The organism is Methanopyrus kandleri AV19, assembly GCF_000007185.1.
GTDB classification, from domain to species: Archaea; JAADCQ01; Methanopyri; order Methanopyrales; family Methanopyraceae; genus Methanopyrus; species Methanopyrus kandleri.
The window spans coordinates 262,246-278,962 of the sequence record NC_003551.1 but is presented as its reverse complement, the minus strand read 5'-3'; the positions used below and the strand labels follow the sequence as shown (position 1 = coordinate 278,962).

Here is a 16,717-nt window from a genome sequence, read left to right as displayed (position 1 = left end):
GCGGAGGTGAGCCGCCATAAGACGCAAAGTATACTTCTTTTCGGAGACGGGAAACACGCGACTGATCGCCCAAGTGATCGCTTCGACCACGGACGCCTCGCTCGTCGAGATCCTCAGCGGCAACGAACGCTTGGACGCCGAGCTCGCGTTCCTCGGCACTCCGGTTCACGCGTTCCGACCGGCGGAGCCGGTTCGTCACTTCGTGCGCAACAACGACTGGAGCGACGTGAAAGTCGCCCTGTTCTGCACGTATTCCTTACACCCGGGTAAAACCATCCGATGGATGCGCGAGAAGATCGAACGAGCCGGCGGAGAGGTGATCGGAGAACTGACCGTAAAGGGAGAGCACCCTTTCTTACCCTTGATCGCCAGAGGACACCCCGACGAACGAGATGTTCAAAAAGCCCGTAAGTTCGCGAAAGAGGTGCTCCGGAAGGCTCGGGGGTGAACCGAGTTGCCCTCTGAAGAGGAAGTGTTAAAGGAGCTCAAGAAGGTGAAAGACCCACACACGGGACTCGACATAGTCTCGATGAGGCTCGTCGAGGAGGTGAACGCCGACGAGGAGAACATCGAAGTCGTCGTCCGGCCCACTAACCCGTTCTGTCCCTCCGCACTGATGATCGTGGAGCAGGTCAAGGCCACCCTCGAGTCCGCCTTCGAGGGCGTGAACGTCGACGTGAAGCTGGTCGGACACGTGTTGACGGAGGAAGAAGAATGACCTGCGAACTCTGCGGGGATCCCGCATCCTCATTTTTACGCGTGTGCAGGGAGTGTATCCTGAACCGCTGGGATAAAGCCCGAGAGATCCTCCGAGAGGCGCACGCTGAAGCGAGGAGAGAGCTTGGACTCCCACCGGAGCCGCCGTCGGAGGGGCTCGAGTGCGGCGCCTGCGTGAACCGGTGTAGGATACCCGAAGGGAAGGTCGGGTACTGTGGCGTCGTTCGAAACGAGGGCGGTAAGATAATCCGTGAGCACGCGGGCCGCGCGTATTTGGACCCCCACCCCACCAACTGCGTGGGAGCGTGGGTCTGCCCCGGTGCCACCTCCCGCGGGTACCCGAAGTACACGGAAACACGGGGGCCCGAGCGCGGTCGGTATAACTTAGCCGTATTCTATGGAGGCTGCACCCACCACTGCTTCTTCTGCCAGAATTACGAGCACTGGGTAGAACGTGAGCGGCTGAGTGCCGAAGATTTGAAACGTCGTGCCTCCGATCCGGACGTGACGTGCGTATGTTTCTTCGGTGGTGATCCCACCCCCCATTACGACCAGGTTATAGAGATCGGACGTGAGTGGGAGGAGCTCCGCGTTCGCGTGTGCTTGGAAACGAACGGAAGCTTGAGACCGAAACTCATGCGCAGAATCGCCGAGATCTGCTACGAGTCCGGTGGAGGTTTCAACATGGACGTCAAGGCGTACGACCCACGGATATACTACGCCCTATCCTTCTCCGATCCTGAGTACACGTTTAAGAACCTCGAGATCATCGGTCGGGAATTCGCGCGAGAAGATCCACCGATCCTCCGCCCGAGCACCCTAGTAGTGCCCGAGTACATTACGCCCGAGGAGGTAGAGAAAATCGCGGAGTTTCTGGCTTCCATCGACGAACGTATACCTTACCGGCTTCTCCAGCACGTGCCTCAATACCACTCAGCGGACCTCGGTTACACGCCGGTCTGTGTTATGCGAGAGTGTAAACGTGCCGCCGAACGTCATCTGGAGAACGTTGACGCCTGCATATACCGATACGCCTGAGACTAATTCGAAATCTCAACCGAACGCGGGGAGGGAACGCGTTGACCCTGGTACTGGCCTACGCCGGGACGGACGGTGCTCTCGTGGCCGGGGACCGTCGCACCCTAGTCGCTCGTATGGACGAGGAAAAGATGCGGAAAGTGGAAGAAAAACTGTACTCCGGTGAGATAAGGACCGAAGAAGAATTGGAATCGTTCCTGAAAGATCTCGACGTCGAGGATGGTTACTTCGAGTTCCACGACGATAGGAAGAAAGTCTGGAAAGTGAACGACGAGGTAGTGGCCGGAGAAGTCGGCGTGAGATCGGCCAAAGGCGTTCGGAGGCGCCGCGTTTACGCGACTCCCGGCGCCCACGCTATCGTTGAGCTTGAAGGGGAAAAGGTCCTCTCCAAGAATTTCGGCGGCCCCGCCCTGATCGTGGAAGGCCCCAAGGTCGTCAAGGAACTGGTGATCGAGTTCGTGAACTCCGAGCTCGGAGGGAAACCCGACCTGGAATCCCTCCGGAACGCCCTGGATGACCTCTTCGAGTACGTGTCCTCCGGTACGATCCTCGTGAGCTCCGAGTACGATGCGTACGAGGTGAAGGGCAAGGCGGACCCCCTGGCTCGAGCCCGCCTCCAGAAGGCCATCGACGAGGACATCGAACGGCTCCGCGAGCACAGACGGCGACTCGCCGAGGAGATGCTCAAGCATATCCGGGAAGGTTACGATATCTTGAAGGAAGGAGTCGTCGGCGAGGTCGTCGAGGTCGGCACCGAGGAAGAGGGTAAAGGGGTGGAGGACGTTCCCCCCGAGCGGCGGATCGTCGTCAGGCTCGCGGAGGACGTCGACGCCAGGCACATGGGGGACGTGGTCGCCGGTCCCGGTGAGGAGATCGTCATGGCCGTCGAAGGTAATCCTGAGGAGGTGGAGCCGGGAGATAGGGTGGTGGTGAAAGACGGGGTAATGAAGATAGATGGAAAGGACCTGCCCGTGATCACGGGGTACTCAATCTGCCGAACGAGACGTTGAACCGGTGGACGGACAACCCCACAGTGTTCTTCGCCGGTACAGGCGGCGGACGTTTCGCTATGATCACTCAGAAACGCAGAACCGGAGGTTTTCGTCTCGAATTTCCCGACTTCCATCTCCACGTGGACCCAGGGCCCGGATGTCTCCTGAGTACCCGACTCTCCCGGCGACCCACCACGGCCGTCGACGCCGTGTTCGTCTCCCATTCACACCCCGATCACTACGCCGAAGCCGAGGTGCTCGTCGAGGCTATGACACGCGGCGGGACTAAACGTCGCGGCACGTTCGTGGGTTCCGTTTCCGCGGTGGAAGGGTATTCCGATGACTCCGGTGACTACGGTCCCGTCCTCAGCGCTTACCACCGAAGCTTACCGGAAGAAGTCGTGGCGCTCGAACCTGGCGACGAGATCGACCTACCGGCCGGAACACTCGAAGCGGTACCGACTACCCATGGGGATCCTACCGGCATCGGGTTCCGTCTCGAAACAGAGGACGACTCCATTTACTACACCGGAGACACGGAACTCCGTGAAGATTTTTTTGAGGTGATAGAGGACGTGACCGTCGCCATAGTCAACGTCGTGAGACCGGGATCAGACAGGATCAGAGGGCATCTTTGCACCTACGACGTGATAGAGCTAGTTTCGGAAGCACCCGAACTTCGGAAAGTTTTCATAACCCATTTCGGAATGAAGATGCTCAGGGTAGGCCCCGGGCGCGAAGCGAGACGTATTGAGCACGAGACCGGCGTTGAGACCGTCGCTGCCCGGGACGGACGCGCCTACGATCTGTGAACACCGTAGGTGGTGGCCGACGTATCGCGGACGTGCGGAGAGCCAGAGCCACGCGCTCAGAGTACGTGAAGCGCGACAACTCCCTAATACCCTTAGAGGAGCTCCGGCGGGCGTCGGATCAGCGGGGCGGAATACCGACGGCCTTCTCCTCGATCACCGTGAAGTCGTCCGGATCCTCACCGTAGCGTCGTAGGAGATCCCGGAACGAGCCACCCTTCCAGACGAAGGATACTCCGCCGATTAACACGTGGACATCCTCGAATTCCTCCTTCGCCCACTCCATTAGATCGACGGTCATAGCTTCGAGGTTCCTGGGATTCACGAGGGTTCTATCGGCACCGCTGTCCTCGGACTCCTCGAGCCCGATGAAGACCACGTACACTTCCTCTCCTTCCTCGACGAGCTTCGCGACGGGTTCCGGGTCTTCCTCGGTACCCTCACGTACGGCCACGTAGATCCTGTCCACTACCTTCGAGTCGACCCGGGGCGCTACCTCCGATGCGATCCTTTTCGCCACCTCCTCCTTCATTCTTCCCACTCCCTCACCGGCTCGAACTCGGCTACATCGACCTTCTCGGGCAGTCCGTCGTACATCTCCTTAAGTCCCTCTAGACACTCCTCGGGGCTCTCGAATCCGGCCTCCTGATAGAACCGCTCGGCGGCCTCCTTGGGGTCGAGATCCTTCTCGACGTTCCTGACCACCGTCTCGATGCAGCGCATGGTGCCGGCCTTGAAGTTCTTGAACACGAGCGTATCGCCTGGCTCCAGGTACCTGAACGATCGGTGGTCGGACGGCCGTATCTCGGCGGTTTTCAGACCCTCGGTGATCAGATCGAAGAACTCCTCCCTGGTCATGATCTCGATCACGCGGCGAGGCGGCTTCTCTCCGAGCCTCACTCGGAGCCGTTCCACCTCGAAGTCCGGGATCCATACACGGGCTACCTTGTTCTTAAGATCCAGGTCCTCGAGTTTGACGATCAGCTCTTCTCCGGGTATGAATAGCAGCTCCAAATCCACCGGTTCGGGCCAGTCTAGGGCCGCTCGGATCGCTCCGGCCGGTAGGAACACGCCGAACGGTAGGCCGAGCTCCAGCTGGATACCCTGATCTCCCTTGATCTGCACCACCACGGCCTCGACGTACTCGCCCACGGCCCGGTGTGGGTTCTGGGCGACTTCGGAGCGGTTCAGCACGCGATCAGGGACTTTAGCCATGGTCTTCACCCCCGGGTCGGGTATCGGGGTCCTCGATCATCTCGGTCTCCTCCTGCCGGTCTCCTCATCCCCGGGGTCGTACATATCCTCTAGAGTGGGTCAAGATTCGGGTTCCTGGAACCCCTCCTCCCCTATGAGCGGTACGAACGCGCATCCACCGTGCCGACGACGCCTGATCTCTCCGTCCTCGGTCTTCTCCACCAACCACAGCTCCTGCATGTGCCGGTCTCCCACAGGAATGACCATCTTCCCTCCCGGTTTCAGCTGCTCCAGCAGGCTTTCCGGGACGTCCGGGGCGCCCGCCGTCACCAGAATACGGTCGTACGGGGCTTCGGGCGGGTAGCCCTTGGTCCCGTCCCCCACCAACACCTTCACGAAACGGTCGTATCCGGTTTTCTTCAGGTTATTCCGGGCGAAGTCCGCGAGCTCCGGGATCCTCTCGACCGTGATCACACGACCGTCGGGTTTCACCAGTTCGGCTACCACGGCGGCGTGGTACCCCGAACCCGCCCCCACCTCGAGCACCTTGTGTCCGGGCCGTGGGTCGAGCAACTCGGTCATGATCGCCACCATGTGCGGGGCCGAGATGGTCTGTCCCCTGCCGATGGGTAAGGGCGAGTCGACGTAGGCCCGATCGCGGAGATCCTCCGGAACGAACTCGTGACGCGGCACCTTGAGCATGGCCTCGGCCACGCGGTTCGATCTAATGTAACCCAGGGACTTCAACCGCTCCACCAGGCGCTCACGGGCGCGTCGAAAGACCTTATCGTCTTCGGCCAATACCGTCCCCCCACCGACTGGTGACCGTAGGGGTTTTGGACGTGTCGGAGCGCGGAGCCGTCGGGGTGTGTCAGGTGTCGGAGATACGACTGGGTCTCGTCGTGACGGAATTCAACCGGGAGATAACCTACGCGATGGAGGAGCTCGCGGTCCAACACGCCAAGGATCTTGGGGCGAAGGTCGTCGAACGCGTCCTCGTCCCCGGATCCTTCGAGGTACCGTTGGCGGTCAGGAAGCTCCTCGAGCGCGACGACATCGACGCCGTCGTGACCCTAGGTGCGATCATCAAGGGTGACACCGACCACGACCAGGCTATCGCGCAACAGGCGTTCAGGAAGATACAGGATCTGATGGTCGAGTACGGTAAGCCCGTGGCGTTAGGTATCTCCGGTCCGGGCATGACCAGGATGGAGGCCCTGGAGCGCGTTCACTACGCCAAGCGCGCCGTAGAAGCCGCCGTCAAGATGGTCCGGCGGCTGCGGGAGCTGGAGGGTGAATAGCGACCCGTCCGGTCGGCCGGAGGTGGTGCGCCGTCCCTCGTCCCGTCCCCGGAGACGCGGAGTTGGACGAGTGCCGCTCCTACCCCCAGCACCTTCCGCCGTCCCGGTAGGTACCGACGGTTCGACCGGTGCGGGAGAGCGAGTCGAGGGACCGAGCGATCGGGCCCGGTCGGCAGCGCAACATATAAGTATGCTGACGATCGTGGCCCGAACGGGCGCGCCGCGGCAGCTTAGCCTGGTTAGAGCGCGGGACTTGTAATCCCGTGGTCCCGGGTTCAAATCCCGGCCGCGGCTCCAACCCGAATCGTTATGAAATTCGAAACGAATGGCGTCCCACGGAACTCCCTCCATACCGTAGCAAGTCGCGAGGCACTCATTAAGCACCTGCTCCTATGCCCCATCGGGGCTCAGCTTGGGTTACGAGGACGAGTTCCCCGAGTCGCTCGAGCTCTTCAAGCGCGCCGAGCGAGTGATGCCGGGCGGCGTGAGCAGTCCGGTCCGACGGTTCGATCCGTACCCGTTCTACGTCGAAAGGGCCGAGGGTTCGCGCCTGTACACCGTGGACGGACACGTCCTGATTGACTACTGCTTGGCCTTCGGTCCGTTAATACTGGGACACGCCCACCCCGAGGTCGTAGAGGCCGTGGTCGAGCGGGTGCGGGAGGGCTTCCACTACGGTACACCGACGCTCCCCGAGCTGAAGCTCGCGGAGAAAGTCGTCGAGCTGGTTCCGAACGTGGAGAAGGTGAGATTGGTGAACACCGGCACCGAGGCGACGATGAGCGCGATACGGCTCGCCCGCGCGTACACGGGCCGTGAGAAGATCGTGAAGTTCGAAGGGTGCTACCACGGAGCCCACGACGCGGTGCTCGTCCGGGCGGGATCCGGGGCCTCCGAGCTCGGGGCGCCCGACTCACCGGGTATCCCGGAGTCGGTGGCGGAGAACACCCTCGTCTGCCCGTTCAACGACGTCGAAGCTTTCGTGGAGACCGTGGAGAGGTTCGACGAGGAGATCGGTGCGGTGATCGTGGAACCCGTGCTGGGTAACGCCGGCTGTGTGCCCCCCGACGAGGAGTTCCTGAAAGTACTTCGCGAGTACTGCGACGGGACCGAGCGGTTGCTGATCTTCGACGAGGTGATCACGGGATTCCGACTGGAGTTGGGTGGTGCCCAGGAGTACTACGGTATCGACGCGGACCTCGTCTGCCTGGGTAAGATCCTGGGAGGAGGGCTCCCGATAGGGGCCTTCGGAGGCCCGGAGGAGTACATGTCGCGCGTTGCACCCGAGGGCAAAGTATACCAGGCCGGCACGTTCAACGGCAACCCGGTGTCGGCTACGGCGGGCCTGGTGACGCTCGAGGTACTCGAACGTGAACGACCCTACGACGAACTCTCATCGAAGGCGGAGCGGTTGGCCTCCGCCCTGGAGGACGGCCTCGAGGACCGTGGCATCGAAGGAGTCGTGAACCGAGTGGAGTCCATGTTCCAGGTGTACTTCGGGATCGAAGAGGTCCGAGATTACGCCGACGTAAACTCGGCCGACCACGATGCGTTCAAGCGGTTCCACAGGGAGTTGTTAGAGCACGGCGTATGGATCGCGGCCTCGAATTACGAGGCCTGGTTCCTGTCCATCGCGCACACCGAGACGGACCTGGAACGCACCGAGGAAGCCTTCGAAGAGGCACTCGATCGGCTCACGGGATGAGGAGGCCGTACCGGGGGAGTCCCTGATGACCTGTACCTGGGCTTCCCCGACCGTTCCACCCCGAACGAACTCGAGGGGATGAGGAGGGAGGTTTCGTCGGAGCTACGCGATGACGAACAGGGGCCTTACCCGACCTAGTTCCCCTCTCAACCGTCAGACTAAGTCGCCGGTGACTCGTATGTTCGCGATGAGGTCCCTCAGAGATCCGTGGAACACCAGTTTATCACCAACCCATCTGGCCCCGGAGATCGTTATCTTCACAACTCTCACACCGTGCGAATACGAGATCCTGACAAGGAAACCCTCCGGAATACGGTGGACATTGATAGCCGGTAACGTGCTCGATTTCGGTGTTGAGAGCACTATCGCCCTCTTCCGGAGCTTTCCTTTGATGTTTATTGTGGGTATAGGTACCCAACTGTAGTTAACCACGTTAACGTGTATTATCACCTGACGGTTGTACCGTTCCGCTCCGATCAGGACGTTACATCGGAGTGACCCAGCGCGGTTACCGGCCACCCAGACGCGCCCCGGAGGTGGCAACTTCTTTACAATGTATCCTCTTTCAGCTCGCACCGGAGGTGCGTATAGTAATATCTCACTACCCTCCTTGGCTGTCAACAGTATAGAGGTGTAAGGTTCAGGGAACGTTCGAACTACGTAAGCAACTTCACGTGGTTTCCATGTACATGTAAATGGGAGCAAGCCTTCGGGTAGAGTGGCTATAACGTCTTTATTACAAAGGGATTTATAGAATATATTCCAATGTTCTTTTAGAACCCAAACCGGTAGTGTACTAATACCTTCATTTCCATGTATTATGATTGCAAGCCACCAATGAATAGTTAGCGCACAATATCCAAATAATGCTCCTAGTGCTAATAAGTTTCTATTTGCTGCTGGTAGAACTAAACTCATAGCTGTTAGTAATGGAACTACAACTAAAAGACGTCCTCCGACTATACTTCCGGAAACCACAGCTAATGCTAGAATTGTAACTATACATGTTATCCACATTACTCTAAGAACAGAGGGAAGTAATTTACGGACTTTAATAATGATTAAAACATTGATTACTGTAAATGGCAACACATAAGGTAAGCTATTAGTTGTAGGGAATAGAATCATGGGATACGCTGCAAATGCTGTGAAAAAGAACTGTAATAGACACGCTACTGGGCTAAGTATACGATCTGGCGGTAGATGATTAGGGTGGGCCGGATAGCGTGGGAAATATGTCATTACGCTCCAGTGTACATAGGGATATTGCATAATAGCTCCGATTATAGTTCCTAAAAGTATTGGGGTTACAGTTGTAATTCTGGTTTTCTTAGCCCATAGTAAAGCTAGAATTAACGTTGTTACAATTATAACACCATAGGCATGGATTGCTATGGCTCCTAGTGCGAGAAGCCCTGATAGCAATCGTGAATTGAGTATAAGTGCCACTGCCGAGGCGGCAAGCATTGCTAGTGATTGGAAGAACGGTATGAATTCTGCATATTGTGCGGTGCATGTTAGGTATGTTATGTATGCTAGAGGGGGTATTATATAGATTGGTAACCGTCCGCGTGCGATCAACAGAAGATCGACTATCGAGGACGTTATCAACGCCGCGTCCAAGTGATGTTCAAGTAGTTCAAGGAATACTGATCCGAATTGAACCTGCCAGCTTGCGGCCTCCTGTACATCCTTCGGATGGTACAGGCACGATACGATCGACTCCGTAATCGCGATGTGACCGAGACCGGACGGATAATGGACTGGACGGTACTCCTGTCTCAGTGTATCGTAGAAAACCGGGGGCTCACCCGCGGTTAACAACGTTAGCGCGTAAGAGGCATGTCTTGAAGGATCACCCATAGTAGCGCCGATATTCCCTTTGAAAGCGTATAAGGTCAAGTCCACTGAGAGATATGCCGTCAGCAGGATTACTGCTATAGTTAGTCTATGACGTAGGTGTTGTTTGGGGTATTTTCGGGCTGTTCGGAGTCCTAGGATGAGTCCGGGGACCGCGAGTAGTCCGAACGCGGGTACGATCCTCGGGTCCACGAGGCCGTACTCGAGTGCTAGTCCGCCGACCACCGCCACGGGGGCTAAGGCCGAGGCCAAAACCACAGAACCCGCGGGCAAAGAGGCCACCGCTAATAACAGGACTAGTAAGATCAGCATGAAAAGCCCGGGGTCACTCAATAACTGGCCCCCTACGGCACGTTCACACGCACTCTTAAACCAAGTCGCCGGTGACTCGTATGTTCGCGATGAGGTCCCTCAGAGATCCGTGGAACACCAGTTTATCACCAACCCATCTGGCCCCGGAGATCGTTATCTTCATAACCCTCACACCTTGCCAATCTGAGATTCTGACTAAATACCCGTTGGGGACATGTCGCGTCCTGATAAACACTGATAAATCATCGGTAGGCTCCATGAGTGTCATGAAGGCCATGGAGGCTCCCCACGTCTTCCCCTTAATGACTAACACGGTGGGTACCGAGCCGTAGCTCATTATTGCCACATACGTCAGGACGTGTGAGTCGTACCGTTCCGCTGCTACTAGGACGTTCCGTCTGAATGAGCCTGCCCGGTCGTCGACTGACCAGACACGTTTCGTTGGTGGTAACTTCTCCACGATGTATTTGCCTTTGACTTGAGTTAACGGTAGAAGTCTTAGGGTGAGGTTGTTTTCCTCTTCAGTAACCAATATGGGCAAACCTGGTTCTGGGAACGTTCTAACTACCTGAGCTACCTTTTGTGGTTTCCATGTGGATGTGAATGGCAGTAAGCCTATTGATACTGTAGCGATAGTCTCACCCTTGCAGAATGAATTATAGAATAGTTTCCAATGTTTTTCTAATACATCGATTGGTGGAGTATTAATGAAATATATGTACCACCAATCAGTAGTTAAAGCGCAATAACTAATTAGTATACTGAGCGCTAATAAGTGGTAATTTGCTGCTGCAAAACCTAAAGTTAAAGTCGTTAACAATGGTGCAGTAAATAAAAATCGTTTTCCAATGAATCGCCCGAAGGTAACTCCTAAGATAACAATAGTGGTTATATACATGATCCATATTATTTTGAGATCTTGCGGTAATAATTTCCGAATTCTGATAAGTATTAACATTACAGCGGCTATAAATGGGATAGTATATAGCATATCACTAGCATTGGGGAAAATGAACGGTGGATATGCAGCAAATGCTGTAAACATAAATTGTATTATGTACACTATCGGCCCTAACTCCCGATCTGGTGGTAAGTGATTCGGGTGGGCTGGATAACGTGGGAAATGCACTGCCGCACTCCAGTGTACGTAAGGGAATTGTATAATGATTCCAGTTGCCATACCAAGGAGTAACGATATAGTGGATTGTTTTCTAGTTTGGATCAGAACTGGAATAAGTAAGCTCATGACCACCACACTATAGAAATGAATTACTACAGCACTTAGTATTAAAAATGTTGAAATCCATCGTGAATTAAGAATTATAGCTACGATCGATGCTGATAGCATAGCTAGTGACTGAAAGAACGGCACCGGTCCAGGATACGTCAAATATATTGCGCATGCTACAAGTGTAGCTACTAAAATAGGCAATCGTCCGAGCGTAAGGAGGATGATGTCGATGATGGCTGATGCTATCATGGCTGTGCTCACATGGTATTCAACGAGTTCAATAATTGTTGAACCGTACTGAACTCGCCAGCTCGCCGCTTCCCGTAGATCTTTCGGATGGAATAACAACGACACGATCGACTCCGTGATCGCCGCGTGTCCGAGTCCCGAGGGGTAATGAACGGGACGATACTCCCGCCTCAACGTATCGTAGAAAACGGGAGGCTTACCGGTAGTGAGGAAAGACAACGCTAGAGAAGCATGCCTGGGTACGTCTCCGCCTGCTACGAAAGATACTGTTCCCTTAAACACGTATATTGTTAAATTTGAAAGAAAAAAAGTCACTGTGATAATTACCGCTATGATTAGCCTGTGGCGTAGGTGTTGTTTGGGGTATTTTCGGGCTGTTCGGAGTCCTAGGATGAGTCCGGGGACCGCGAGTAGTCCGAACACGGGCACGGTCCTCGGATCTACGAGGCCGTACTCGAGTGCTAGTCCGCCGACCACCGCCACGGGGGCTAAGGCCGAGGCCAAAACCACAGAACCCGCGGGCAAAGAGGCCACCGCTAGTAGTAGGATGAGCAAGACCAGCGTGAGAAGCCCTGGATCACCGCACAACCGTTAGCCCCCGCCGTCTCAACTCCCTACGGACGTGGTCATAGACCCTGATCGGCTCCACTTCGAGTGATGAGGGTGGGACTCCGATGTCCGAGAGTACTCCGGCTAGCTTGTCGATATCTTCCGGGCGGAACAGACGGGGTATGGCCGGGTGGAAGGATATTCCCTCTTTAAAAAGATATCTTAAGCACCGGAGCTGTAGATCGAACCCGTCCGGGTTCGCGTTGGTGATTCGCGCGAACGATTGAGGATCGTACCCCTTCAGACACACGCGTACGTGAACGTGTTCGTGATTCCCTAGTTCCCTCACGAACGAACGGTCGGCTCCCAGGATCGTGCCGTTCGTCTCCAGGACGAACTTCCGGTCGGGGAGTTCCCGCCCGCAGAGCTCGATGAGCTCGAGGATGTGCTCCTTACACAGCGTCGGTTCGCAGCCGGAAACACGCACGACATCGCCCCCCATGTTCTTCAGGCGCTCCACAACGTCGATTGGCCGGTGAAACTTCCAGCGTCGGTCCCAGGGATGCCTCCGCGGGTAATTAACGTAACAGTAAGCACAGTCGAGGTTGCACCCCACGGCGTCGGCCGTGGCGCATCCACCGTAGAAGCGGGTCTCCCGGAACCGGTAGTACTTTCGTCGTCTTCCTTCACACACCCACCCACGCACACGTTCCGCTGTCTCTAAAGGGTCATAACCGGGCTCGGGACGCCACTCCAACATCTCCTCTCACCCCGCGGGGGCAGGGCCCGTGACGCACGTCGTGCTGGTCGTCGGCCTTCTAGAAACCGACTCCGGTAAGACGACCGCCGCGTTGCCTCTGGTCTCTGCGCTCGACCTCGTACCGTTCAAACCCAGGTCCGGTCATAACGTATGGTTGCACTACGACCATACGCGCAGATGCGTGGAGCTCGGGCTGCCCGTCAGTCGTGACGTGCTCAAGCTGGCGAAGGTCGCCGAGGTTGATCTGCCGTTGATCACGCTCAACCCCGTTCACCGCGTGTGGACGTCTCCCGACGTGGGGACTGCGGTGAAGTCCGACGTCTCATTGAGGTATTTCTCCGCCCAGACCGACGCGTACGTCCTGATGGACCGGTTGGACGAAACCGTGTTCCTGTACACGGAGGGGACCGAACTCAGGTACGTGCCCGACGAGACGATGGAAATGGCCCGTGAGTGCGAGGTGAGGGAAGTCCGCGAGGAACCCGCTCCCGAAGAGCTGCGTCGGACGATCGACCGGGCCTGGAGTCGAGTCCGTAAGGAGGGTCCCGTACTGGTGGAGAGCCTGAACAACCTGGCCGTTCCCTGGCCCGGCGTCCTCAAGTACGACGGCGTGGCCGTCGCCGTCGGTCCCGGCACGGCCCTGGTGTACGATCTCAGGGACTACGCCCGGGCTGCCGAGACGCTCGCCGGCCCGGAGGCGGTGACGCTGAGCCTGCTCGAGGTCCTGGAGCCCTTGGAGGTGGTCAGGCTCCCACCGCTCGATAGGACACGAAGGTCCGATCCGCGAAAGCTTGAAGAAGCGTACCGGGAGCTCATCGGTGCCGTCCAGGAGAGGCTGTAGGGGCGTGCCTGACGTGGGGGATCGCTTTATCCGCCGTTAGGGAGCTGTTGAGAGAGGCCAACGCGGACGCGGACCCGCCGGACGAGGTGAGGATATTCGACACCACTCTGAGGGACGGGGAGCAGACCCCGGGAGTCGCTCTGACCCCCGAGGAAAAGCTGCGGATCGCCCGAAAGCTCGACGAGATCGGCGTGGATACGATCGAAGCCGGCTTCGCGGCCGCGAGTGAGGGAGAACTCAAGGCGATTCGGCGCATCGCCCGGGAGGAGCTCGACGCCGAAGTGTGCAGTATGGCGCGTATGGTGAAGGGTGACGTGGACGCGGCGGTCGAAGCCGAGGCCGACGCGGTTCACATCGTCGTACCTACTTCCGAGGTCCACGTGAAGAAGAAGCTTCGGATGGATCGTGAAGAGGTCCTGGAGCGCGCTCGCGAGGTCGTAGAGTACGCGCGCGATCACGGGTTGACGGTGGAGATTTCCACCGAAGACGGTACCAGGACGGAGCTCGAGTACCTGTACGAGGTGTTCGACGCCTGCCTGGAGGCGGGCGCCGAACGTCTCGGTTACAACGACACCGTCGGAGTGATGGCGCCGGAGGGTATGTTCCTGGCGGTGAAGAAGCTCCGGGAGCGCGTCGGTGAGGACGTCATCCTCAGCGTGCACTGTCACGATGACTTCGGTATGGCGACGGCCAACACCGTCGCCGCCGTCAGGGCGGGGGCGCGTCAGGTCCACGTGACCGTGAACGGGATCGGCGAGCGCGCCGGCAACGCGGCGTTGGAGGAGGTGGTGGTAGTGCTGGAGGAGCTGTACGGCGTGGACACCGGCATCCGGACCGAGCGGCTGACGGAGCTCTCCAAGCTCGTGGAGAGGCTGACCGGCGTTAGGGTACCACCGAACAAGGCCGTGGTAGGTGAGAACGCTTTCACCCACGAGTCGGGGATCCACGCCGACGGCATCCTAAAGGACGAGAGTACTTACGAGCCCATTCCGCCCGAGAAAGTCGGGCATGAACGCCGGTTCGTCCTAGGTAAACACGTAGGAACAAGCGTGATCCGTAAGAAGTTGAAACAAATGGGTGTCGACGTCGACGACGAGCAGCTCCTGGAGATCCTCCGACGCCTCAAGCGGTTGGGGGACCGTGGGAAGCGGATCACCGAGGCCGATCTCCGCGCGATCGCCGAGGACGTACTGGGGAGACCGGCTGAGCGTGACATCGAGGTCGAGGATTTCACGACGGTCACCGGGAAGAGGACTATACCGACGGCCTCGATCGTCGTGAAGATCGACGGGACCAGGAAGGAGGCCGCGTCTACCGGCGTGGGACCCGTGGACGCTACTATCAAGGCGTTGGAGCGGGCCCTCAAGGATCAAGGGATCGACTTCGAGCTCGTCGAGTATCGGGCTGAGGCGCTGACAGGCGGTACCGACGCTATCACCCACGTGGATGTCAAGCTGCGCGATCCGGAGACCGGTGATATAGTGCATTCCGGCTCCTCACGGGAAGACATCGTCGTGGCGAGCTTGGAGGCGTTCATCGACGGTATCAACTCGCTGATGGCCCGCAAGCGTAGCTGATCAGGCCAAGCCCCACTGCCTGATTATCTCCTCCATCCCACGTCTGTTCTCCCAGAACCTACGCAGACCTTGAAGGTAACCCCTCCACGTCGGGTCGTAATCGTCCGGTGTGAGCACGAATCTACGGCCGGCCGTTACCGTGACGTACCGGTTCAAGCGCAGTACTCGCGCGAGGTACCCATCGAAGTCCTTCACTAGCGTCGCGTACAGGTCGGAGACGTCCCCGAGTTCACGGGGTGGGGACTCACCGGAGGGCGCGTCCAAGTACGCGCTCAGGTATTCCGACCGTAACCCCAACGATCGAATACGATGCGCTACTGCCTGCGCGAGTAGTGTGGATACCAGCGCCCGCTCGGCGATCGGGTACAGCGTCGCTCGAAGTTCTACCGCGATGTCCGGAGGGGGCTGTACCTCGACTCCCGTGACTCTCGTCAGTAGCCTCGCGATCGCGCGAACCACACTTCGTGCGTCGCGCCACAGCGGAGTGTCAAGGGCGATGACGGGAGTGCACGCTTTAAGGGCCGTCGCGAAGTCGGGCTTTGTTATACACCTGAACGCTTCCCTGATGTATTCCCGGACGGCGTCTCCTAAATCCGGACTCCTGTCCTCCAGTGACTCCAACCGACACCTCAGTCGACGCCAAGTGTCGCCGTCTATTTCGAGGTAATGGGGTAGCTCGAGCGGGTGGGCCATCCTCGGGAACTCAACGTCGGCGGGTCCTCCCAGCATTACGCCCGCGATCATCGAGACCCGTGTGTGGAAGCCCTGAGCGGGCCTCACCGGCCTGCCTATCCACGCCTCCTCGGGCGGAGGTTTCACCTCGGGGGACTCCGACCGGCGCGTAATCACCAGATGGGCGGCGATGACCGGCGAGTTCGCCCCCTTCCACGGGCGTATTTAATTTCAGAAAAACGTTACGATTTCGGATGGGACTACGACTGTTTCAGGCGGTATGGTTAAAATTCGGCGAGTTCCGGTGGAGCTTCGGACTAAGAGGCTCCGTGTGCAAGGGATGACCCACCGGACCGAAGCCCGGCCTCCCCGCCCGCGGGTGACGCGGTCCCATCCCGGGGATGACCCGCCGGGTCGGCTACCGCCGGGTACAGCCGATGAAGGGCCCGGGGGGACGGCGACGGGACACTAGTAAGAGGGTCGGCGGTTCCGCCGCCGATGAGCCCGTCGCTTCAACCCGGGCCCACACCGAGCGTCGTTACCCGTCTCGGAGATTTCCGCGCGGTCGCCGCCTTGCGTACGCTCGACTACTTCTCGTGACGCTTAACGCAATCCCAGCCGTTCCTTCACCTCATCGACGGAGACATCTCGTGCGAGCACTAACTTCTCCCTGGACTTCTCCCCCGAGACCAATTCGCAGGTCGTGTTGAGCTTCCTTCCGAGGAACTCGAGCAGCTCGCGGTTCGCTTTGCCCTTGACCGGCGGCGCGGCCACGTCGACTTCTAGGACTCCACGCCACTCATCGACCCCCTTCAGATCGGTGGTATCCGCGTCCGGGTTCACCCGCACTCGGATCAGCGTTCCTTCCCGATGCTCTTTCACCGGTGACTCCAACTACGGCCCCCCGTGA

The 16,717-nt window shown here is 58.2% G+C and carries 17 protein-coding genes and 1 tRNA gene; 10 read left to right on the top strand and 8 right to left on the bottom strand.

Annotation, left to right across the window (positions count from 1 at the left end):
• The first annotated feature begins 73 nt into the window (after positions 1-73).
• Genes MK_RS01510 through MK_RS01490 form a run of 5 tightly spaced genes read left to right on the top strand, consistent with a single transcriptional unit; the run spans position 74 to position 3,559 of the window.
• Positions 74-448: a hypothetical protein gene (locus tag MK_RS01510; RefSeq protein WP_148679440.1), complete on the top strand. Its 375-nt coding sequence runs from the start codon at positions 74-76 to the stop codon at positions 446-448.
• A 6-nt stretch (positions 449-454) separates the two neighbouring features.
• Positions 455-718: a metal-sulfur cluster assembly factor gene (locus tag MK_RS01505; RefSeq protein WP_011018659.1), complete on the top strand. Its 264-nt coding sequence runs from the start codon at positions 455-457 to the stop codon at positions 716-718.
• On the top strand, positions 715-1,755 hold the full coding sequence (locus MK_RS01500; protein ID WP_011018658.1) for a radical SAM protein: 1,041 nt from the start codon (positions 715-717) through the stop codon (positions 1,753-1,755). Before MK_RS01505 ends, MK_RS01500 begins: the two co-directional genes overlap by 4 nt.
• Positions 1,756-1,796: 41 nt before the next feature.
• Positions 1,797-2,765 (top strand): DUF2121 family protein, encoded by a 969-nt coding sequence (locus MK_RS01495; RefSeq protein WP_011018657.1) that lies wholly within the window; start codon positions 1,797-1,799, stop codon positions 2,763-2,765.
• A 59-nt stretch (positions 2,766-2,824) separates the two neighbouring features.
• Entirely contained in the window at positions 2,825-3,559 is a 735-nt protein-coding gene (locus tag MK_RS01490; RefSeq protein ID WP_148679438.1) for an MBL fold metallo-hydrolase, read from the top strand.
• Positions 3,560-3,677: 118 nt separating this feature from the next.
• Here MK_RS01490 and MK_RS01485 read toward each other — a convergent pair whose 3' ends face one another.
• The 3 genes from MK_RS01485 to MK_RS01475 form a co-directional block, all read right to left on the bottom strand.
• Entirely contained in the window at positions 3,678-4,088 is a 411-nt protein-coding gene (locus MK_RS01485; RefSeq protein ID WP_148679437.1) for a hypothetical protein, read from the bottom strand.
• A complete protein-coding gene (locus MK_RS01480) occupies positions 4,085-4,771 on the bottom strand; it encodes an ASCH domain-containing protein (protein ID WP_148679436.1) in 687 nt (228 codons plus the stop codon). Before MK_RS01480 ends, MK_RS01485 begins: the two co-directional genes overlap by 4 nt.
• 99 nt (positions 4,772-4,870) lie before the next feature.
• The gene (locus MK_RS01475; RefSeq protein WP_011018654.1) at positions 4,871-5,551 is read right to left on the bottom strand and encodes a protein-L-isoaspartate O-methyltransferase; all 681 of its coding nucleotides are present in this window, start codon (positions 5,549-5,551) and stop codon (positions 4,871-4,873) included.
• 74 nt (positions 5,552-5,625) lie between these two features.
• Here MK_RS01475 and ribH point away from each other — a divergent pair, with 74 nt between their 5' ends.
• The 3 genes from ribH to hemL all read left to right on the top strand — a co-directional run bounded on the left by ribH (position 5,626) and on the right by hemL (position 7,756).
• Positions 5,626-6,051 carry a 6,7-dimethyl-8-ribityllumazine synthase gene (gene ribH, locus MK_RS01470; RefSeq protein ID WP_011018653.1) on the top strand — a complete coding sequence of 142 codons (426 nt, stop codon included), beginning with the start codon at positions 5,626-5,628 and terminating at the stop codon, positions 6,049-6,051.
• 219 nt (positions 6,052-6,270) lie between these two features.
• Positions 6,271-6,348: transfer RNA gene (locus MK_RS01465), tRNA-Thr, on the top strand.
• A 115-nt stretch (positions 6,349-6,463) separates the two neighbouring features.
• Entirely contained in the window at positions 6,464-7,756 is a 1,293-nt protein-coding gene (gene hemL, locus MK_RS01460) for a glutamate-1-semialdehyde 2,1-aminomutase (protein WP_011018652.1), read from the top strand.
• Positions 7,757-7,909: 153 nt separating this feature from the next.
• On the opposite strand, the gene MK_RS01455 is transcribed toward hemL, so the two are convergent.
• From MK_RS01455 to MK_RS01445, 3 genes are read right to left on the bottom strand one after another with little or no spacing between them, the layout of a single operon-like run.
• Complete coding sequence (locus MK_RS01455) at positions 7,910-9,949, bottom strand: hypothetical protein (protein WP_011018651.1); 2,040 nt, start codon at positions 9,947-9,949, stop codon at positions 7,910-7,912.
• A gap of 34 nt (positions 9,950-9,983) precedes the next feature.
• On the bottom strand, positions 9,984-11,996 hold the full coding sequence (locus MK_RS01450; protein ID WP_011018650.1) for a hypothetical protein: 2,013 nt from the start codon (positions 11,994-11,996) through the stop codon (positions 9,984-9,986).
• Positions 11,986-12,717, bottom strand: a complete 732-nt coding sequence (locus MK_RS01445) for a radical SAM protein (RefSeq protein ID WP_011018649.1) — start codon at positions 12,715-12,717, stop codon at positions 11,986-11,988. The genes MK_RS01450 and MK_RS01445 overlap by 11 nt, the downstream gene beginning before the upstream one ends.
• Positions 12,718-12,745: 28 nt before the next feature.
• Between MK_RS01445 and MK_RS01440 the strand changes: the two genes are divergently transcribed.
• A complete protein-coding gene (locus MK_RS01440; RefSeq protein ID WP_011018648.1) occupies positions 12,746-13,558 on the top strand; it encodes a P-loop containing NTPase in 813 nt (270 codons plus the stop codon).
• A gap of 47 nt (positions 13,559-13,605) precedes the next feature.
• Positions 13,606-15,135: a 2-isopropylmalate synthase gene (locus MK_RS01435; protein WP_011018647.1), complete on the top strand. Its 1,530-nt coding sequence runs from the start codon at positions 13,606-13,608 to the stop codon at positions 15,133-15,135.
• Here MK_RS01435 and MK_RS01430 read toward each other — a convergent pair whose 3' ends face one another.
• Both MK_RS01430 and MK_RS01425 read right to left on the bottom strand, forming a co-directional pair.
• A complete protein-coding gene (locus tag MK_RS01430) occupies positions 15,136-15,954 on the bottom strand; it encodes a hypothetical protein (protein ID WP_011018646.1) in 819 nt (272 codons plus the stop codon).
• A gap of 456 nt (positions 15,955-16,410) precedes the next feature.
• Entirely contained in the window at positions 16,411-16,701 is a 291-nt protein-coding gene (locus tag MK_RS01425; protein ID WP_011018645.1) for a DUF167 family protein, read from the bottom strand.
• Between the last annotated feature and the right edge of the window lie 16 nt (positions 16,702-16,717).